20 protein-coding genes, 1 tRNA gene, 1 other RNA gene and 1 pseudogene are annotated in these 19723 nt (G+C 56.5%); 11 read left to right on the forward strand and 12 right to left on the reverse strand.

Annotated elements, in window-relative coordinates; all coding sequences use genetic code 11:
- Nucleotides 1-73 precede the first annotated feature (73 nt).
- Nucleotides 74-364, reverse strand: a complete 291-nt coding sequence (gene rpmB / locus I3V23_11785) for a 50S ribosomal protein L28 (protein ID QPI85220.1) — start codon at nt 362-364, stop codon at nt 74-76.
- A gap of 276 nt (nt 365-640) precedes the next feature.
- Here rpmB and nrdR point away from each other — a divergent pair, with 276 nt between their 5' ends.
- Nucleotides 641-1108: a transcriptional repressor NrdR gene (gene nrdR / locus I3V23_11790; GenBank protein QPI85221.1), complete on the forward strand. Its 468-nt coding sequence runs from the start codon at nt 641-643 to the stop codon at nt 1106-1108.
- Between the two features lie 42 nt (nt 1109-1150).
- Complete coding sequence (gene ribD, locus I3V23_11795; GenBank protein ID QPI86820.1) at nt 1151-2224, forward strand: bifunctional diaminohydroxyphosphoribosylaminopyrimidine deaminase/5-amino-6-(5-phosphoribosylamino)uracil reductase RibD; 1074 nt, start codon at nt 1151-1153, stop codon at nt 2222-2224.
- Here the strand turns inward: ribD and I3V23_11800 are convergent.
- From I3V23_11800 to I3V23_11810, 3 genes are all read right to left on the reverse strand, one after another.
- Entirely contained in the window at nt 2221-4239 is a 2019-nt protein-coding gene (locus I3V23_11800) for a capsular polysaccharide biosynthesis protein (GenBank protein ID QPI85222.1), read from the reverse strand. The genes ribD and I3V23_11800 overlap by 4 nt on opposite strands.
- Nucleotides 4229-5302 (reverse strand): polysaccharide biosynthesis/export family protein, encoded by a 1074-nt coding sequence (locus tag I3V23_11805; protein QPI86821.1) that lies wholly within the window; start codon nt 5300-5302, stop codon nt 4229-4231. Before I3V23_11805 ends, I3V23_11800 begins: the two co-directional genes overlap by 11 nt.
- Nucleotides 5303-5431: 129 nt before the next feature.
- Nucleotides 5432-6688 (reverse strand): capsule biosynthesis protein CapA, encoded by a 1257-nt coding sequence (locus I3V23_11810; protein ID QPI85223.1) that lies wholly within the window; start codon nt 6686-6688, stop codon nt 5432-5434.
- A gap of 257 nt (nt 6689-6945) precedes the next feature.
- On the opposite strand from I3V23_11810, the gene I3V23_11815 reads away from it, so the two are divergent.
- The 3 genes from I3V23_11815 (at nt 6946) to I3V23_11825 (ending at nt 8563) form a co-directional block, all read left to right on the forward strand.
- Nucleotides 6946-7536, forward strand: coding sequence for a riboflavin synthase (locus I3V23_11815; protein QPI85224.1), 591 nt, complete (start codon nt 6946-6948; stop codon nt 7534-7536).
- Between the two features lie 106 nt (nt 7537-7642).
- A complete protein-coding gene (gene nusB, locus I3V23_11820) occupies nt 7643-8140 on the forward strand; it encodes a transcription antitermination factor NusB (protein QPI85225.1) in 498 nt (165 codons plus the stop codon).
- Nucleotides 8141-8251: 111 nt separating this feature from the next.
- A complete protein-coding gene (locus tag I3V23_11825) occupies nt 8252-8563 on the forward strand; it encodes a hypothetical protein (protein ID QPI85226.1) in 312 nt (103 codons plus the stop codon).
- A gap of 15 nt (nt 8564-8578) precedes the next feature.
- On the opposite strand, the gene ssrS is transcribed toward I3V23_11825, so the two are convergent.
- Nucleotides 8579-8734: non-coding RNA, 6S RNA (ssrS, locus tag I3V23_11830), on the reverse strand.
- Between the two features lie 129 nt (nt 8735-8863).
- Here ssrS and I3V23_11835 point away from each other — a divergent pair.
- Entirely contained in the window at nt 8864-9289 is a 426-nt protein-coding gene (locus I3V23_11835; GenBank protein QPI86822.1) for an MmcB family DNA repair protein, read from the forward strand.
- Here I3V23_11835 and I3V23_11840 read toward each other — a convergent pair whose 3' ends face one another.
- Entirely contained in the window at nt 9290-9478 is a 189-nt protein-coding gene (locus I3V23_11840; GenBank protein ID QPI85227.1) for a hypothetical protein, read from the reverse strand.
- A gap of 140 nt (nt 9479-9618) precedes the next feature.
- On the opposite strand from I3V23_11840, the gene I3V23_11845 reads away from it, so the two are divergent.
- Nucleotides 9619-9695 (forward strand) — tRNA-His (locus I3V23_11845).
- 21 nt (nt 9696-9716) lie between these two features.
- Here I3V23_11845 and I3V23_11850 read toward each other — a convergent pair.
- Nucleotides 9717-10046 carry a hypothetical protein gene (locus tag I3V23_11850; protein QPI85228.1) on the reverse strand — a complete coding sequence of 110 codons (330 nt, stop codon included), beginning with the start codon at nt 10044-10046 and terminating at the stop codon, nt 9717-9719.
- On the opposite strand from I3V23_11850, the gene I3V23_11855 reads away from it, so the two are divergent.
- On the forward strand, nt 10045-11076 hold the full coding sequence (locus tag I3V23_11855) for an RluA family pseudouridine synthase (protein QPI85229.1): 1032 nt from the start codon (nt 10045-10047) through the stop codon (nt 11074-11076). The two genes, I3V23_11850 and I3V23_11855, sit on opposite strands and share 2 nt — an antisense overlap.
- Here I3V23_11855 and I3V23_11860 read toward each other — a convergent pair.
- A pseudogene (locus I3V23_11860) lies at nt 11073-12649 on the reverse strand (gamma-glutamyltransferase). The gene I3V23_11855 and the pseudogene I3V23_11860 overlap by 4 nt on opposite strands.
- 281 nt (nt 12650-12930) lie before the next feature.
- Between I3V23_11860 and rpoH the strand changes: the two are divergent.
- Entirely contained in the window at nt 12931-13824 is an 894-nt protein-coding gene (gene rpoH, locus I3V23_11865) for an RNA polymerase sigma factor RpoH (GenBank protein ID QPI85230.1), read from the forward strand.
- Nucleotides 13825-13831: 7 nt separating this feature from the next.
- Here rpoH and I3V23_11870 read toward each other — a convergent pair whose 3' ends face one another.
- On the reverse strand, nt 13832-14689 hold the full coding sequence (locus I3V23_11870; GenBank protein QPI85231.1) for a LysR family transcriptional regulator: 858 nt from the start codon (nt 14687-14689) through the stop codon (nt 13832-13834).
- 196 nt (nt 14690-14885) lie between these two features.
- On the opposite strand from I3V23_11870, the gene I3V23_11875 reads away from it, so the two are divergent.
- Nucleotides 14886-15743, forward strand: a complete 858-nt coding sequence (locus I3V23_11875; protein ID QPI86823.1) for a DMT family transporter — start codon at nt 14886-14888, stop codon at nt 15741-15743.
- A 149-nt stretch (nt 15744-15892) separates the two neighbouring features.
- Nucleotides 15893-16600: an HAD hydrolase-like protein gene (locus I3V23_11880; protein QPI85232.1), complete on the forward strand. Its 708-nt coding sequence runs from the start codon at nt 15893-15895 to the stop codon at nt 16598-16600.
- Nucleotides 16601-16660: 60 nt separating this feature from the next.
- On the opposite strand, the gene I3V23_11885 is transcribed toward I3V23_11880, so the two are convergent.
- From I3V23_11885 to I3V23_11895, 3 genes are all read right to left on the reverse strand, one after another.
- Nucleotides 16661-17401, reverse strand: coding sequence for a YebC/PmpR family DNA-binding transcriptional regulator (locus I3V23_11885; protein QPI85233.1), 741 nt, complete (start codon nt 17399-17401; stop codon nt 16661-16663).
- Nucleotides 17402-17481: 80 nt separating this feature from the next.
- A complete protein-coding gene (locus tag I3V23_11890; GenBank protein ID QPI85234.1) occupies nt 17482-17865 on the reverse strand; it encodes a hypothetical protein in 384 nt (127 codons plus the stop codon).
- 15 nt (nt 17866-17880) lie between these two features.
- A complete protein-coding gene (locus I3V23_11895; protein QPI85235.1) occupies nt 17881-19662 on the reverse strand; it encodes an SLC13 family permease in 1782 nt (593 codons plus the stop codon).
- Nucleotides 19663-19723 lie beyond the last annotated feature (61 nt).

Consider the following 19723-nt stretch of genomic DNA (forward strand, 5'->3'; position numbering starts at 1 on the left):
CCCGCAACCAAGGGTCGGGGGCGTTTCTTGCAGCATCCTCACCCGCGAAGGTCAGGATCTCGATAAGCGGTGATTAGGCTTGCGCAGCTTGCGCTTTGGCAATCTCGCGCTTGATCTTCAAGGCGCGGGGCGACAAGACGTCATCCTTCGCGCGCAGAAGAACAGCATCCAAACCGCCGCGCGCATCTACGGTGCGCAAAGCAGAGTTGGAAACACGCAGTTTGAAGCTGCGATCAAGAATTTCAGAGCCCAAATTCACTTCCGTCAGGTTTGGCAGGAAGCGGCGCTTGGTTTTGTTGTTGGCATGGCTGACATTGTTGCCAGACATCGGCCCCTTGCCAGTCAATTCGCAGACGCGTGACATTGGATCATCCTCGTCATAAGAACGGTGTATAACTATAAAAGGGCGCGGAAGGCTCCACGCCCCTTAATCTCGCGAGGGGATACGGGCCTTCGCCGCAGGTGTCAAGCGATTCATCGGCAAGATTTCTGCTTCCGTCCGAGATCTTGGAAAGCGCAGTTTTGTCGCAAAATGCAGTAGTTTGAACCTGCCTCTACCCAATCCCTATTGATTCCCCTAGACTGGCTGTGGATAACTAGCATCCAGATGCAGGATATTGAGCAGGGATAAGGAACCACCATGCGTTGCCCCTTTTGCGGAAATGTTGACACCCAAGTCAAAGACAGCCGCCCCGCCGAAGACCATGTCGCCATTCGCCGCCGTAGGCTCTGCCCAGGCTGTGGGGGACGGTTCACCACTTATGAAAGGGTGCAACTGCGCGATTTGGTGGTCGTGAAAACCAATGGTAAGCGCGAAGATTTCGACCGCGATAAGCTTGAACGCTCCATTCGTATTTCTATGCAGAAGCGTCCGGTCGAGCCTGAGCGGATTGATCAAATGATCTCTGGCATTGTGCGGCGTTTGGAAAGCATCGGCGACACGGATATTCCATCGAAAACCATCGGTGAGATCGTGATGGAAAGCCTCGCGCGGATTGATACAGTCGCCTATGTGCGCTTTGCGAGCGTGTATAAGAATTTCCAAGCTGCGGATGATTTCGAAGATTTCGTTGCTGAATTGCGCCCGCCGATCCCCCCTGAGGGGTGAGCCGCAATGAACGCGGCATCGCAGGAAGAAGATTTACGCTTCATGCGGGCCGCGCTGACACTCGGACAGCGCGGGCAAGGTCGCACTTGGCCAAACCCTGCTGTTGGCTGTTTGATTGTTAAAGATGGCTTGATCATCGGGCGGGGCGTGACCGCACCTTCGGGTCGGCCACATGCCGAAACGCAAGCCTTGGCACAAGCGGGGGAAGGCGCGCGGGGGGCGACTGCCTATGTTACGCTTGAGCCGTGCAATCATCACGGCCAAACCCCGCCTTGCAGCATGGCCTTGATCGAGGCAGGGGTGGCCCGTGTGGTCATCGCCCAAGATGATCCCGACCCGCGCACCGCGGGGCAGGGCATCGCGCGGCTGCGTGACGCGGGTATATCTGTGACGACCGATATTGCCGCGCCCGAAGCTGCGCAGGCCCATGCAGGGTTTTTCATGCGTGTGACACGCGGCAGGCCCTTGGTGCATTTGAAACTGGCAACAACGCTTGATGGTCGCATCGCAACGGCCAGTGGCGAAAGCCGCTGGATCACGGGTCCTGAAGCGCGGCGTATGACCCATGTCATGCGTGGCTGCCATGATGCCGTGATGATCGGTGCCGCCACCGCGCGGGCCGATGACCCTGACCTCACCTTGCGCGATATTGGCAGCCCGCATCAGCCGTTGCGCGTTATCCTTTCGCGCAGGTTAGATTTGCCGCGTGGGGGGCGCTTGCAAGCCTCTATCGCGAAGGCGCCGCTTTGGCTTGTCCATGGCCAAGACGCCCCGCATGAGGCCTGTGCCTATTGGGGCGAGGCAGGGGCGCATTTGATCCCGCTTGCCCAGTCCCAAGGGGGGCATCTTGAGTTGAACGCCGCATTGCAGGCGTTGGGGGATGCAGGTCTGACCTCCGTTTTCTGCGAGGGCGGGGGGGCTTTGGCCGCAGGTCTGTTATCGGCGGATTTGGTGGATCGTCTCAGTGTATTTTCCGCAGGCAGCCTGATTGGTGCCGAGGGGAAGCCCGCGCTTGGTGCTTTAGGGATTTCCGAACTTGCCGCTGCACCACGGTTCTCGCGCCTTACGCATCGTGTGGTTGGGGCGGATATTCTCAGCCAATGGTTGCGCGTCTAAAACGCCTTGCGCAGACGATTTAGGCGATCCATTGCCGTCAGAATGGGGCTGCGCCGTTGTGGATCTTTGAGACGGGCAAGCGCCACCTCAATGCTACAAGGGCTATTGATGATCGGATCATAATATCGCGGATAGGCGATGAGCGCGGCATAGGTCAGCGAAAGAAGATCAGGCTGCACCCCTTTGCGCCGCTCGGGTCGTGGTAAAAGATCATCCGTTAGCCGCCATCCCGCATAAAAGGGCATGCCTGTTGTGGTCACGGGAACCCCCCGCAAAAGCGCCTCAAACCCATAAGTTGAGGAGATGGTCATAACCCGGTCAATTTCGGCGAGCAGCTTGGTGGGGTTGCCCTTGAGGACGATGTGATCGACCAAAGGCCCAAGATCTGTATCCCCTTCACGCAGGCCAGCCACCACATCGGGGTGGGGTTTGTAGATCAGGACAGCATCGGGAAATCGTGCCCGTGCAGCCTCGGCCAAGGTGCGGTCGCTGCGAATATCGCCTGCGCCATGGCGGATTGAGGCATCATCGGCCACTTGACCCACCACCAAGACCCGTGCCCGTCCATCGCGGGGCGGCAGGGCAGGGGTGATAGGATCAGCAAGCCCGTATTTATTGGCCCCTGTTTTGCGGATAAGCGTCAGCACGGTTTCGACCCGCGCGCTAAGCCCCTCAGGCAGGGGCGTGGTGTCGCGGATCAAAGCCTCAAGGCGTGAAGGTTGGCTTGGATCATAATGTATGCCCAGATCATCGCAGATCAGACTTAGCGGCGGGATCAGCCTTGCGCCAAGGCCATTTGAGCGGAGGAACCCATCCTCAACCCTTATCGCTGTGGATTTCGTGTTGTCGCGTGCGGCCCAAACCATTGGGCGGGGCGTGCTCTTGGGGTTCACGGGCCCCTGCGCGAAACGGATTGGCCCCTTGAAAAAGCGGCGCAGATGCCTGCGCTTCCATAGGCTCATGCCATAGGCTGTGTAGCCGCCTCGATCTTCGCGCCACGCGCGGGCTGTGGCCTCGAGATGGCCCAAGACATCTTCGATGTTGCACAGCCTGTCGTGATGGGGGTCATACCATTTTGGATAGAGGATGAGCGCCGCCGCAGCCAATTGTGCGCGGCTCAGGCTGCGATTGCGCCTTGGCATTTGACCCAGACGATCATCGCTGAGGCCCCATCCCGCGTAAAAAGGTGCGCCAAAGGTCACGGGCCGATGCCCCGCCAAAATGGCCTCGAACCCCATTGTGCTTGAGACAGTATAAACCGCGATTGCCCCTTCGAACAAAATCCATGGCGAATAGTTGGCATCAAGCAGGGTGATGTTATCGTCAAATCCACCTATAACTGCGGGCGTGAAATGCCCTGCCCGCAATCCTCGGGCGGTTTCGGGATGGGTTTTGATGACGATATGCGCTTTTGGATGATCGGCACGGGCGGTGGCCAACATTTCCTGAAAATGCGAAGCATTGGCCATGGCCCCTGTGATTGAGGCGTCACCACGGGCTTGGTCGATAACCAACACATAGCCTGCAGGCAGAGGGGGCAGATCAAGGTCTGTGGCGCTAAATTTTGACAGATGGCACGCGCGCATTCGTGCGATGACAGAGCGCGCCCTATTCAAAACGGCGCTATCATCCAAAGGATTGTGCCGCAGGATGGTTTCTAAATCGCTGCTTTGGCGGGCATCATAATAGATGCCGCTGCGATCTAGCACGAGGCCAATCGGTGCTTCGCCTGTGCGGCCCGGGAAAAGGCCACGCAAAAATGCCTCCTCCACGCGGATCAGCGGCAGCGCGCATCGCGTTGCGGTGCGTTCGGCGCGCGCGGCATATCTGCCATTGCCCCATGCCAAAACAGCCTCCGCGCGATGCGGGGGGCAGAGGCTTGGGGTTAATCCTGCCAGTGTTAGGATACGATGGATGCGGCGATTGGTGAAAAACCCCGCCGTGACTGCAATCCTCCGCCCTTTTGGGGCGGGGGATTTTGGCTGTGCGTCAAAGGTGCAGGCTTTAATTGCCATTCGCCAAATTGGTGATGGCCCCAGCAGTCGACAGCGTGCCGGTCACAACACCCAACACCTTAGACCATTGCGCAAACGGGGCTTCGGTCACGAGGATCGTGTCACCATCGCGGATCACAAAATCGCGCGCCTCGAACATGCCCGTGGGTGCGGTCAGATCCAGCACATAAATCATCCGCTGCGTGCCCGTCAGATCATTGCGGCCCAATACATTGCGCGCGATGGTTTCAGGCTCGTTGCGCAGTACGAAAACCCCTGTTGGATCGGCAAGGTTCGAGTTCAGGCCACCCACTGTTGCAATGGCATCAATTGCGGAGATCGTTTGGCTCTCGAAATCGACCCGTGTTTGTTGGCCTGTCGCACCAAGCGAGGTGAAGGAACGGCTGTCCTCCTCAACCAGAATTCGGTCGCCCGCACGAAGAGCGATATCCAATTCTGGGTTTTCATAGAGATCTTTGAACCAAATTGTTCCGCGATGCGCACCGCGCAAAACCGTGACGCGAGAAATATCAGGGTCGCCCGTCATGCCGCCTGCAACGGCCAACATACCCGACAAGGTGCGGTTAGGGCGCTCGATTGGGTAGACGCCTTGGCTGGCAATGGTGCCTGCCACTGACACAGTCGACCCATCGCCCGCAGTGCGGCGCACGATGACTTGGGGGTCTGGGGTTTGCTCGTCCAAATTGCGGGTCAAGATTTCCCGCAATTGATCGGGCGTGTTGCCTGCGGCGCGAATGCGACCTGCATAGGGCACGAAAATATTGCCTGCGCCATCCACTTGGACTTCTTGGATTGTGGCATTGCCAGATTGCCCTGCCAATAGGCCATCATCCACGTTTTCATAAACGGTCAGGCTAATCTCATCCCCTGGTTGGATGATGTCCGCATTGCCAATCCCTGCCGTGATGAACTCGGTCGGGAACCCAAGCGCCTCGGTCACTGAGGTCGCGCGGGTTACACGCGAATTCACCTCGACCACAAAGGCATCGCCTTGGCGCTGAACAGAGCCTGCAAAGATTTGACCACGGGTTGGCCCTGATCGCGGCAAACACCCTGCAAGCATTGCCGCAACAACAACAAGCGCGACAAGGCGCGCCCCTTTTGAAGCCTGCTTGAACACGTGACGGCTCCTTCTGAAATAACTGCCTCGATTATATTTTTTTATTATCCTAACATATCATGTAGGATTGATCTAGTGTTTTGGCGTCTTTGTGGGGGCCAGTAATTTCTGATAGGGGTCTGCCTCGGATAGCATCAAATCCCCCATGCGGCGCAGCAATTGTGCCCGCCCTGCCGCGGAATAAAACGACCCACGAATTTGCGAGCTTTCCATCAAGAATTGCCGAAAAAGCAAATAGCTTGCGTGATTGGGTTTTGCGGGGTTCTCGAAGAAGGATGCCGTGTCTTGGTTGGAAACAAATTCGGGTTTGCTGTAGACTGCGGTTCCATAGGCCTTGAGCGGCAGACCCCGCCACAACGCCTGTTGTGCGGCGGTTGAATTCACAGTGAGGGCCGAGCAGGCCTCGTCTAAAAGCGCGGCCAATTTGCCACCATCAATGAAATGCACACGCCCTGTGAGATCATACTCGCGCGCTAGATCGCGCAAGATGCGTGGGATCGGGCTGCGTCCATCTTCGAGGGGATGTGCTTTGAACACCAAATGATGATGTAAGGGGGCGCCCTTGGCAAAACCTGCCATCACTTCCTGCAAAAAGGTGCGTTGATTGGCAAAGGGCCCGTGATCTCGAAAACTGGCATCATGTTCCAGTTGCAAAAGAACCAGATGATAAGGGCGTCCTTGCCATTGCAGGCGGCGGGTGGCGAAATGGCGGTGCAAATAGATAAAGGGCGCAAGGGTCATACGGCGCAGATAAAGGCGGAATTCCCCCGCCACGCTTAGACTGCGATGGGGGCGAAACTGCCGATAGGCGCGATTCAACGCTAAGACATACCAATGATAGACTGCGCCATAGTAAATGTGGTGCCACAATTGCCCCCAACGGGCAGGAATATCGGTCAAGTCGGGTTCGCGTCCGATCACCGCTGCTTCGATTTGCGACATCGGCATATCCATCAGCGGGCTGTTTCCGTTGGCCCCCCCGCGTTCATAGCTGACCCAATAGGGCCGCAGATACCCTTCCTCAAAAACATGGATCCGCATTTTCTGTGCCTTGGCCAGTGCGATGGCCGTGGCATGGATTGGACGGGTGTCGCCATAGAGAACAAGATCACTAAAGGGTGTCTCGCGCAAAAACGTGGCTAGCCATGTCCGCCATTCATCAGGCGCTTCAAGATAGGGGGTATAGGTCTTGCGATCTTGCCAAAATGCCTGATCGCCGCGATTAAACCCGATGCGATGACATATTGCGCCCGCCGCGGTCAATTGCTGCGCAAGTTCCGAAAAAAAGGGCCCGTGAGGCCCCTGAAGAAAAAGAAACTTGCGCTGCATCGTAACCTTTTACACGCCGAAGGGGAGGCGCGCACAAAGCGCGCATTGGGGAATAGAGAGTGGCACCGCCCGTGCCGAGCCTTATTATTTTGAGGATGCTTGGGCACATCCCACGAAAATCATGCGCTTAGATGGTGGTTGCAGTAGGGCTGAATTGTGGCACAAATTTGGCGCAGCTTTTGGGGCACGCTCTTGCTCTAAGGCAGGGGCGGCGCTAGGCAGAGGGACAAAGAGGGTCTCAAACGAAAGGCGGGCCGATGTTCACTGGCATCATCACAGATATCGGAACGGTCACGGTATTAGAGCCGCGCGGGGATTTGCGTGCGCGCATTTCTACACATTATGACACGACACGCATTGATATCGGGGCTTCGATTTCCTGTGACGGCGTTTGTTTGACGGTTGTGTCATTGGGTGAGGATTGGTTCGCGGTCGATATCTCGGCCGAGACCGTGTCGAAAACCACGATTTCGGACTGGGTCGAGGGGCATCACATCAACCTTGAGCGGGCCTTGCGCTTGGGTGATGAGATGGGGGGCCATATCGTTTCGGGCCATGTGGATGGCGTGGCTGAATTGATTGAAATGTATGACGAAGGCCAATCCACCCGTATGCGATTTCGCGCACCACGCGATTTGGCCGGATTTATCGCGCCAAAAGGATCGGTCGCGCTGAATGGCACATCTTTGACCGTGAACGAAGTGGACGGCGATGTGTTCGGCGTGAATGTGATCCCCCACACGAAATCGGTCACAACATGGGGGGCAATGGCGGTGGGTGCGCGCCTGAATATCGAGATTGATATGCTCGCGCGCTATGTCGCCCGATTGCAGGATTGGAGAGGTTAACACCTCTCTGCGTTGACGCGCCGCGCGAAGCACCTTAGATGCGGCGCAACTTATGACAGATGATGCGCGCGCGAGATGCTGCGCCCCAAGGATTGATACAAGCCCGATGAGCACCCCGTCAGATGACACCCCTAGCCGAGAGACTGCCCCACAAAATGCGCGGCAGATGAAATCGGCAGCCCGTCTATATGCGGTGCAAGCCCTCTTCCAGATGGAGCATTCTGGCCAAAGCGTGGACGCCGTGCGCCGCGAATTCGAGGCGCATCGCTTTGGTGCGGTTCTCGATGGCGAAGAAATGGCTGAGGGCAATATCGACCTTTTCACCCAGCTTCTTGAGGATGCTGTGGCGCGTCAGGCCAAGATCGACCAAATGACTGATCGCGCCTTGGTTGCAAAATGGCCGATTGACCGCATTGATCCCACCTTGCGTGCTTTGTTTCGCGCGGCTGGGGCGGAATTGGTTGGGTCTGATACACCGCCCAAGGTCATCATCACGGAATTTGTAGATATTGCGCGCGCGTTCTTTCCCGAAGGACGCGAACCAAAATTCGTGAACGCCGTGCTAGATCATATCGCCCGCGAAGCACGCCCCGAGGCGTTTTAACCGCCAAAGCCATGCGGCCGATCTGTCGCAGGAATCGCAGTTGCACTGGCGTTTCTTTGCGCTAACCTCTCTTTAGGGATTCCCAAATTATCCTGCAAAGGGAGGTGCGAGATGCCAGAACATATCCGTTTGATTCTACGCCACGCGGCCATTGGTGCCGTGATTGCCTTTGCCTTTGTTGCGATGCTGTTGGGTTTCAACCTTGCCAATCTGCGTCATCTGGTTCTGAACAGCGCTGATGGGGTTCTTGCCGTTGTGATGCTTTATATCTTTTGCACCATTACCTTCGGTTCGGCGCAAGTCGGGTATCGCATTATGACCCTATCAGATGAGGACAAAGGCGATCAGGGTCGCCGTGATCGGGCCTTTACCCCCGAGATGCAGCCAATTCCCGTTCGTATCCGTGAGGATAAGCGCGGCTAAGTTTAAGGCTGAGGTGACGGAACCGCATCCACCGTAGAGGCGTAATTCCCGAGAGCCTGTATATACAGGTGGGTGCCAGGTAACGCGACCAGGGCCGTGACAGAGCCAGCTCCCTCGGAAATGATTAAGGCCACCGGAATGTTGCCACAGATACGAATGGCGCAGAACCGTCACCACATCACTTAGGTCTTTCCTTGGCTTTCGACAAGTGGGGCAGGATCGACCTAAGCCTTGCTTTTGTTCCGTATTTGTTCCAATCATGTGACTATGACTGCCTCTGATCCGCACCCGTCCGATATAATGACCGCAGGCCAACGTCTTGCACGGGGGGTGTGTCGGCATTTCGCGCGGCTTGGTTTCACCACATTGGAGGAGTTTTGCCCCAAACGGGGCAAGCGTGTGGATGTCATCGCACTTGGGCCCAAAGGTGAAATTTGGATTATCGAGTGCAAATCAGGCGTGGCTGATTTCCGCAGTGACGGCAAATGGGATGGCTACCTCGAATGGTGTGACCGTTATTTCTGGGCGGTTGATGCCGATTTCCCAACCGAAATTCTGCCCGAGGATACTGGGCTGATCTTTGCGGATGATTACGATGCCGAAGTGATCCGCATGGGGCCAGAGGTAAAACTGGCCCCTGCGCGGCGCAAAAAGATCACGCATGATCTGGCGCAGACCGCCGCGCGGCGCTTGGCGCGGATGCGCGACCCGATGGGGCGTTATTGATTATTTGCGCGATTTGCGTGCGGCTTCGGCAGCAAGGCGCAATTCTTCGGCGATTTCATCTGCCTCGTCAGGATCGAAATCAAGCGGAAGGTCGACACCTTCGGCCTCGACATAGATGCGCACCATCCCAAGGCTTGTTGGCCCGATCTGTAGATTCGCGGCGATATCGCTTTCGCTATTGATACTCATCTCTTCCTCTCCAGATGACAAAAGGCACGGATGCATTGCCCCTTGCGGCAAAGGCCCTAATCCTTTGCGCCATGAATGACAATATCCGCGTCATCCACCCCTTGCAATCGCGGCGCGAGGGGGCTATTTCCGCCGACAGTGCCGCCTTAGCTCAGTTGGTTAGAGCGCTGGATTGTGGATCCAGAGGTCCCCCGTTCAAGCCGGGGAGGCGGTACCATCTCTCTCTCCCTGTCTATCGTTACTGCGCGGTTGTGATGTCCAACCGTCCGATTTCGGCCATGGTGGTCGCGTCAAACACAATGATCTGCGCGCCTTGATCGACCACCGCAATCCACCCATCGCCAAAGGTCACGGCCGTTGCTGTGATCCCTTCGGGCAGGGTAAGGTCAGCTGGAAGGGCGATTTCATTTTGCGCGGGCTTTGGGAAACGGGTGACAAAAACCGAAACCACCGTTATCAGGCCCAAGATCATCACAAGGGTCAAAACCCAAACCATACGCTGCAGCCAGACCAGATGGGATGGCAGCGCGGCAGATTGGGGATCGTCACCTGAGGAAGGCGTGTTCATGGCGGAACTCCGCATCATTAGTTTCGAGATTGGGCCAGAGCCTGCACCTCGTCTTGATAAGGCACTTGGCCGCGATGTGCCAGAAGAAGCCGCGCTCAGCCGATCCCGGCTTGCCCGGTTGATTGCGGCAGGGGATGTCGCGATCAATGGCGCAACAATCACAGATGCCCGCGCGCGTGTTGTTGAGGGCGATCAGGTCACCATTCGCGTGGCCGAGGCATCAGAGGTGGAAACCCGTCCTCAGGATATCCCGCTTGATATTTGCTACGAGGATGACGATCTGATTGTGGTGAATAAGCCCGCAGGTTTGGTTGTCCACCCCGCACCAGGCAGTCCTGACCACACGCTTGTGAATGCGCTGCTGCATCATTTTGGCGGCAATTTATCTGGGGTGGGCGGCGAAAAGCGGCCAGGCATTGTGCATCGCATCGATAAGGACACATCGGGCCTTCTGGTCATTGCGAAATCAGATCGTGCGCATCATGGGCTGGCCGACCAATTCGCCGCCCATAGTGCCGAGCGGCATTACATCGCGCTCTGCCATGGCAGCCCTGACCCCGCTGATCCCCGCCTGCGAGGTGTGCGTGGCACAAGTTTTGAGGATGGTAATATCCTAAAAATCACCACCCAATTGGCGCGCCATAAAACTGACCGTCAACGTCAAGCGGTTCTGTTCCAAGGGGGGCGTCACGCTGTGACGCGGGTCAAACCCTTGCAAAACTATCACGATGCCTTGGCCTTGATTGAATGCAGGCTAGAGACGGGTCGCACGCATCAAATTCGCGTGCATCTTTCGCATGCAGGTCATGCGCTTGTGGGGGACCCCGTCTATGGCGGGCGGCGTAGGGTTTCGGAAAAGCTGTTTGGGCCCGAGCTTGCGGGTGCCGTGAACCAATTTCCGCGTCAGGCCCTGCACGCTGCCTCGCTTGGCTTTGCACACCCTGCCAGTGGCGAATGGATGCGCTTTGAGGCGGATTTGCCCGAGGATATGGCAACCCTCGTCACTCGCCTTGAGGCAACCTTAGCTTAGCGCGCCAAGGCCAAGCCATTTGCGCGGGGGTCGGTCGCGGCCTCAACCAGGCCGTCCAAATGGGTGACAACCGCGCCCGCATGACCAACCAAATCGCTGTAATCGGGTAAGATTTCTGTCTCATGCCCCATATTGGAAAGAGCCGTGATCAAGTCAGGACCAAACCGTGCCTCGAGTTTCAGAGAGGTCGTTGCATCGCCCCATGTTCGCCCCAACAGCCATCGTGGCGCTGTTGTAATTCCTGACCCAAATAGGCATAGCGCGCAAAAATCGCCGCTTGGGTTTGTGGCTGTCCTTCGCCGCCCATCGTGCCATAAGCCATGACGCGCCCGTCTTCGAACACGGCCATTGCGGGGTTGAGGGTATGAAATGGCACTTTGCGCGGCGCGATTTGGTTCGGGCCATCGCCCATGCCAAAGCCTGCGCCACGGTTTTGGAAAAACACGCCCGTGTCGGGGCAGGTCAGGCCTGACCCAAATTCCCAGTAGACGCTTTGGATGAAGCTCACAGATGTGCCTTCCGCATCGCTGGCCCCCATCCAAATTGTATCACCGTCCTTTGGCTCATAGGGCCATGGCAATGCGCGCTTGTGGTCAATTTGCCCTGCCAGATCGTCTAGCACCTGATCTTGCAAGAACGTCTCGGGCGGTTGCCGCATGGCGCTGAGGTCACCCAATTCACGATTGCGCAGAATAAAGGCCTGCTTCGTGGCTTCGATCAGGGCGTGAATAGGCGCGACCCCTTCTTTCGCCCATGTTTGGATGCGATCATAAATCCCCAAAATCATCAGTGATGACATCCCTTGGGTGGGTGGGATCATGTTGTAAAGCATGGCTTTTGATGTCTTGACCGACAGCGGTGTCACCGCACGGGCGCTATAGGCGGTGAAATCTTCAAGACGCAAAGGGCTGCCTTGGGCCTCAAGAAAGGCCGCGTGGGTTTTGGCCAAATCGCCGTGATAATAATCTGCAATGCCCTTTTGCGCGATCTGGCGCAGCGTTGCCGCCAAAGCAGGTTGTGTAAACCGCGCACCTGCCACAGGGATTGCACCGCCAAACAGATAGGTATCCGCAAATCCAGGCACATCTTTCAGCCCGTCAATCTTGTCTGTGATGCACTGGGATTGATTATTGCTGACAGGAAAGCCTGCCTCGGCGTGATAGATTGCATGCTCAAGAAGACGCGACAGGGGCAGGGGGGTGGCGCTTGGGGCGGCTTCGAGCGCGGCGCGCCACCCATCCACCGATCCTGGAACAGTCAACGCGGCCTTGGCGCCGCGGGTGGGGATTGCATCGGTGAAACCAGCGGCCTCATACCACGCACGGCTTGCCAACGCGGCAGAGTGGCCCCCTGCAAAAATCGCCTGCACAGGGGCATCCTTGCGTTTGATCAGCCAAAACCCATCGCCGCCGATCCCGTTCATATGCGGATAGGTCACGGCTATTGTTGCGGCCATGGCCACCATCGCTTCAACGGCGCTGCCGCCCTCGGCGAGAATATCCTGACCTGCCTGTGCGGCCAAATGATGGGGGGCTGTCACGGCGCCCCGAAATCCTTGTGTGGTGTTCAGCATGGTTTGTCCCTCGTCACGCGTTGAGCTTTAGCTTATGTCGTGGCTGCCTCGTGACAAGGGGTGGGACGCATTGCGATCATATCCGCGTGAGCTTTGCTATAAAAAATGGCAGTATGCCTTGTTTGCTGCTGGTTGCGGGGGTAGGCCTAGGATCTTTCTGCACGCTTCCCCTTGAATGGGGGATAAAAATTCCCATCTGAGATGAAGTTAATCATCGTTACATTCACGGTTTCTTAAAAAAAATCGTGCAAATTAAGACGAAAATCAGGGATCCTATGCTTATGAGCAGCTATGCAAATCTTCCAGCACCTTCCCCCGAACAGGGGTTGAACCGCTATTTGCAGGAAATTCGCAAATTCCCCCTGCTTGAGCCCGAACAAGAATACATGTTGGCCAAGCGTTGGGCGGAAGATCAAGATACCGAAGCCGCCCATCAATTGGTCACATCGCATCTGCGTTTGGCGGCTAAAATTGCGATGGGGTATCGTGGGTATGGCTTGCCGCAGGCCGAGGTGATCTCTGAGGCCAATGTGGGCCTGATGCAGGCAGTCAAACGTTTTGATCCCGAAAAAGGGTTTCGTCTCGCCACCTATGCGATGTGGTGGATCCGCGCGGCGATCCAAGAATACATCCTGCGCTCTTGGAGCCTTGTAAAACTTGGTACGACATCAGCACAGAAAAAGCTGTTCTTCAATCTGCGCAAGGCGAAGGCGCGGATCGGCGTGTTGGAGGAGGGCGATTTGCGCCCCGAGAATGTCGCCAAAATCGCCACAGATTTGGGTGTGACTGAGGATGAAGTGATCTCAATGAACCGCCGCCTGTCGGGTGGGGATGCCTCGCTCAATGCGGTGATTGGCAGCGATGGCGAGGGTGCCACGCAATGGCAAGACTGGCTTGAAGATGAGGATGCTAACCAAGCCGAAGATTACGCCGAGCGGGATGAGTATCAAAGCCGTATGGCCTTGATGCAGCAGGCCATGGAAGTTTTGAATGAGCGCGAGCGTGAGATTCTCGCGCAGCGCCGCCTGCAAGATGTGCCTGTCACCCTTGAGGAGCTGTCTGGAAAATACAATGTCAGCCGCGAACGCGTGCGCCAGATCGAGGTGCGTGCCTTTGAAAAGCTGCAAAAGAAAATGCGTGAACTGGCCGTTGAAGGCGGGATCATTCCCGCCTAACCTGCGTTCAGGCGGGTTCTGCGTTCAGGGCTGTGATGAGGGGGGTAAAGGCCTCTTCAAGTCGCTGTTGAAGATGCCAGTAAAACGCTTTTTCGGCCCGCGCTCTGCCGCTGCCTATTTGCACCAAACTACCCGTTTCAAGGGGGCCTTTGAGCATGTCATGCGGGGCCGCGACCCAGCCAAGCCCCGATTGTGCGCCAATCACGCAATCCCCAAGCGATGGCATGATCCGCGCAGGGCCAAACGCGTCATGCTTATTGCCAAAATGTGCCTTGGCCCAAATATCGGGCAGAGAGGATTTTGGCGCGGTGACCAGACGCGGGGCCTTTAGGATGGCAGCCTCTGGATAATTGCGCACCATTGCAGGGCTTGCGCAGGCGACAATTTCCATCGGGGGCAAACTATAGCTTGCCACACCCGAAATCGACAAAGGGCGGCTTGTGATCCCTGCATTCACCTCGCCGCGCCGTAATAAGTCCAACACATCGTCAGAATTGCGCTGCACGATTTCAAAATTTTGCATTTGCGCGCGTCCCAAAGCCCGCAGGAGCAGGCCATTAATCGCCTCGCTTGGGGCAGCGATGCGGAAATGCGCGCTGATATTGGGCGCAAGCAGGCCTAAATCTTTGATCAGCTGAGCTTCCATAAGGGTAACATCGTCAATGTGGCGCAGCATCCTTTGGCCCGCTTCGGTTGGGCGGGCCGGGCGGGTGCGTTGCACCAAATTGCACCCAAGCCGTTCCTCCAATGCTTTGACGCGCTGCGACACAGCCGATTGCGTGACGCCCAAGATTTGCGCGGCCGCGTCAAAAGACCCAGTCCGCAAGACAGCAGCAAAAGCCGCAAGCGCAGCATAATCCAACATGGCAAACCTGCATTTGTATAGAATTATTAGGCATAATTATAAATAATGCGAAGGTAAATCAAGACTTTCATCGCGTGACGCCCGCGGGATTTTGCGGCTTGTGGTTTTTTGAGATTGGCGCATCATGCGCGCTATGACGACCACCCCACGCCTCAAAAAAGAAACAGCCACGCGCCCCGTGATTGGGATGGCGTGGATGTTGTTGACGGGCCTCTGTTTCGTTCTGGTGACGGCCTTGGTCAAACATGTTGGCAGTGATGTCCCGCCCGCACAATCCGCCTTTTTGCGCTATATTTTAGGCTTGGGTTTCTTGATCCCGATGATCCGCCCCATTTTGCGCGCGCGCCTGACGCGGGGGGATCTGGCGCTGTTTTCTTTGCGGGGCGCGTTGCACAGTTTGGGCGTGATTTGTTGGTTCTATGCGATGACGCAAATCCCAATCGCTGAAGTGACCGCGATGAACTATCTGAACCCTGTTTATGTCACTGTTATGGCAGTGCTTTTCTTGGGCGAGCGTATGGCGCTGCGCCGCGCACTTGCGGTGCTTTTGGCCTTTGTCGGGGCGCTTGTAATCTTGCGCCCGGGCTTTCGCGAATTATCGATGGGGCATTTCGCGATGATTTTCACGGCCCTGTTTTTCGCAGGCGGCTATTTGGTCGCCAAGATCATGGCAGATCGGGTTGATGCAGCAGTGGTGGTTGGGATGCTGTCGGTCACAGTGACCATCGGCCTTGCCCCCTTTGCTTTTGCGGTTTGGATCACACCCACATGGGAACAGATTTTTTGGCTGTTCCTTGTGGCCTGTTTTGCCACGGCGGGACATTACACCATGACCTTGGCCTTTGCAGCTGCACCTTTGACCGTCACGCAGCCTGTGACCTTCCTTCAACTTGTGTGGGCGACCACGATGGGGGCTGTCGTGTTTGGCGAGGCGGTTGACCCCTATGTGATTTTCGGTGGGGCGATTATCATTGGCTCGATTTCCTTTATCACATGGCGCGAAGCGGTCTTGAATCGCCGTCAAATCACGCCAGCGGTGCCGCAAACAAAGTAGGTGAATTTTGGATTGCCTGTTTCTTGGGCATCGCGCTTGTTTTTTGCACAAGCGCGCACCAGCCTGCCACGCTGCAATGCAGAAAGGTCGGCCATTTCATTGTTCCTTTACGTTGATTTGCTTCAGTCAAACCAAAGGAGTTGCGGTGAATGTCTGACTGGTTGCAGGGCTATGATGCGGTGATTTTTGGCGGGCTTGGCACATTGGCCGATTGTGCAGAGCTTGACCTTGCCGCGTGGAACGCGGCCTTTCGGATCCATGGGTTAGATTGGTTCTGGTCATGGGAAACATATGCATCCCTGACCCATGAGGTGGGGCATCGTCATTTGGCGGCGGCCTATGCGGCGCTGCATGGTGAAGATCATCGTGCTGATGCACTTGATGCGACCCACCAGAAAATCTTTGCAGCGAAACTGGCTCAGAACATTCATTTGCGTTCGGGTGTGCGCGATGTGCTGCGCGCTGCGGCCCATGGGGGGCGGGGTCTTGGCTTTGTCTCGCGCTCGGATTTGATGCCTGTGCGCGCGCTTTTGGGGGCAACGGCCCGTGCCCGCGAAGGAATTTCCTTTGACGCTGTGATCCTGCGCGGCGATGTCACCCGCCACGCCCCTCATCCTGAGGCCATGCAAAGCTGCATCAGGGCGCTAGAGGTTCCAGCAGACAAGGTTTTGGCAATCGTTGATCGCGGTGCCGCGGCCTATGCCGCACAAGATGCGGGGTGTCATGTGGTGGGTTTTCCCAGCCGTTTGGCAGAAGAGGGCGAATTTCCTGCTGACCTGCCCTTGCTGCATATTTTGGATATTACAAAATTGGTTAGACCCGGCGCTGACGGGCAGGGCCAACACGCCGCTGAATAAGGTGCAAAAAAGGCTGGCCACATGGCCAGCCTTTTTTAATTCTCATGCGGGCAGATCAGATCACAGTTGATCCATGATCTCGTCAGGAATTTCAAAATTCGCTGTGACGGTTTGCACATCGTCATCATCTTCAAGCGCATCAATCAGCTTCATCAGCTTCTGCGCCCCGTCAAGATCAAGCGGTGTTGTCGTCTGGGGACGCCAGACCAATTTGGTGCTTTCCGATTCCCCCAATTGATCCTCAAGGGCGGTCGAAACATCCGACAGGTCGGTGTCGGCGCACCAGATGATATGACCATCTTCGCTGCTTTCGACATCCTCGGCCCCGGCCTCAATTGCGGCCATCATGACGCTATCTGCATCCCCTGCTGAGGCGGGATAGCTGACCTGACCTTTGCGGTCGAACATAAAGGAAACCGACCCTGTTTCGCCCAAATTCCCGCCATTCTTGCTAAAGGTCGAACGCACATTTGATGCGGTGCGATTGCGGTTGTCTGTCATGGCTTCCACGATGACCGCAACGCCATTGGGGCCATAGCCTTCGTAACGGATTTCTTCGTAATTCTCCGCATCGCCGCCTTGCGATTTCTTGATCGCGCGCTCAATCACGTCTTTCGGCACTGAGCTTGACTTCGCTTCTTTCACGGCAAGGCGCAAACGTGGGTTTTTATCAGGATCGGGGTCGCCCATCTTCGCGGCAACGGTGATTTCCTTTGCCAGCTTAGAAAACAGCTTAGAGCGCAGCTTGTCCTGCCGCCCTTTGCGATGCTGAATATTCGCCCATTTTGAATGGCCTGCCATGGCATGCGTCCTTGTGTTTGAAACTCGCGCGGGGTTTTAGCCCTGCGGCCCAGATTGCGCAAGCGCGGCTTTCGGGATGATCAGCGAATGGGAGCCACGGGGCGGGGTGATACAAATTCGTAGGTCTGGCCCCGCGCATCTGTGATGGTCACGCTTGCCACTGGGGGAAGCTCTGCTTCGGGTGCCACCGATTTGACCACCAATTCGACCACGCGGCGCAAGATATTGCTGCGCGGGTCAATCTCAACCACATAGCCAAAGCCATCAGGGCAGCCCTCAAGCGCCCCTTGCCACAGCGTCACATCCGCTTCGGGCGCGGTTGCGGTGCAGGTTGTTCCATCACTCATTCGCACTTCTAAGTCACCACGCGACAGGCGGATGTCCGTAGGGTTTGGGTTCGCTTGGGAAAGCGCGCAAGCACAAAGCGCAAAAACCAAAGGCACAAGTGCAAAATTGCGTGTCATCAAGAACCATCCTTTTCACAGTGGCCAAAGCAGAGGAATGGTCAAACAGACCACGACACCTAAGGATATATTCAAAGGGATACCCACTTTGAGATAGTCGGTAAAGCGATAGCCCCCAGGCCCGTAAACAAGCATATTGGTCTGGTATCCAATCGGCGTCGCAAAACAGGCAGAGGCTGCAATCATCACCGCCACGACCAAGGGGCGCGGATCCACCCCCATCGTTTGCCCAAGCGCGATGGCAATCGGGGCCATAATCACGGCGATTGCGTTATTGGACACCAGTTCCGTCAGAAGTGTTGTGATGAAGTAGATTGTCCAAATCAGAACCACGGGCGGCACATTTTCAAGCCAAGGGGCAAGACTGCCAACCAAAAGCTCGATGGCGCCCGTGTGTTCAAGCGCTGCGCCAACAGCCAGCATGGCGAAAATCAAAGCCAAAAGCCGTCCTTCGACAAAAGAGAACGCTTCCTCGGCGTCAATGCAGCGCGCAATCAGAACCACGGCCATGGCTAAGACGGCCAAGGGCAAAATAGGGGCCAAATTCAGCGCGGCCAAAACCACGATGCCTGCCATAGCCAACAGCGCGATTGGGGCTTTCTCGCGGCGATAGGGGCGTTCGGATGGGGTTGAGACATCGACCATGTCCATGTCAGCTGCAAGGCGTTGGATGTCGGCGGGATCGCCCTCCAACAACAGGGTATCGCCCACTTGCACAACCAAGTCATCTAATTGCCGACCGATATTTTGGTTCCGCCGATGCGCTGCCAATGGATAAACGCCATAGCGCCGCCGCAGGCGCATAGACCCGAGGGATCGGCCCACCATGCGGCACCCAGGTGTAATCAGAACCTCAACAGTGGTGGTTTCCACCGAAGACAGCTTATCAATCGTGCGCAGGTCTTTTGAGCTTTGCATCCCCAACAGCTCGGCCATCTCGGTGCGCAAAACCACGCGATCGCCCAACTGTAACGTGACCCCGTCCATGTTGCGCCGCAGCGAGGCATCCCCGCGCAAAACGTCAATCAAACGCACCCCGTCTCGGGTAAACAGCTCGACCTCGGTGACATTTTGCCCGATCAGCGCACTGTCTTCTGGAATGGCCACTTCGGTAAAGAATTTCATTTTGGCCCGATTGCCACCCAAAAGCGTGGCCATAGAGGCGCGATCAGGCAACAGATGCCGCCCGATTAAGGCAAGGTAAATCATGCCCCATGCGACCACGACAAGGCCAAGCGGGGTTACCTCAAAAATCGTGAAAGGCTCTAATCCCTGACTGCGCGCCACCCCATCGACCAAAAGATTGGTTGATGTGCCGATCAATGTCAGCGTGCCCCCCATGATTGCGGCATAGGACAGCGGGATCAAAAGTTTAGACGCAGATTGTTTGAGGATTTTCGCGACCTGCACGAAAATCGGGATCATGATGACCACAATGGGCGTGTTGTTGATAAAGGCCGAGGCCAAAGCCGCAAAACCAAGCAAAAGCGTCACCGCCAATTTCGGATGCGTTTTGGCCGTGGTTTCCGCCAAACGCGTCACCCGATCAAGCGACCCTGTTCGCACCAAAGCCCCCATGACAATAAACATGGCCGCAATTGTCCATGGTGCGGGGTTCGACAAAACCGCCAAGCCATCACTATAGGGCAAAAGACCCGTGACCAGGAGCAGGCCAACGACACCAATGGCCACCACCTCGGTCGGGTAGGTCTCGCGCAGGAATAGGATGAACATCCCAACCAAAATGATCAGGGTTGTAATCGCCTCACCCGTTGGTGTCAGTCCCAAGTCTAGCATTGGCACCCTCGCTTGTGCGGGCCAAGGTCAGCCCGCCCACAGCCCCATCTTCCCCATCTGA

It is taken from the genome of Rhodobacterales bacterium HKCCA1288, from assembly GCA_015693905.1.
Taxonomy (GTDB): Bacteria; Pseudomonadota; Alphaproteobacteria; order Rhodobacterales; family Rhodobacteraceae; genus M30B80.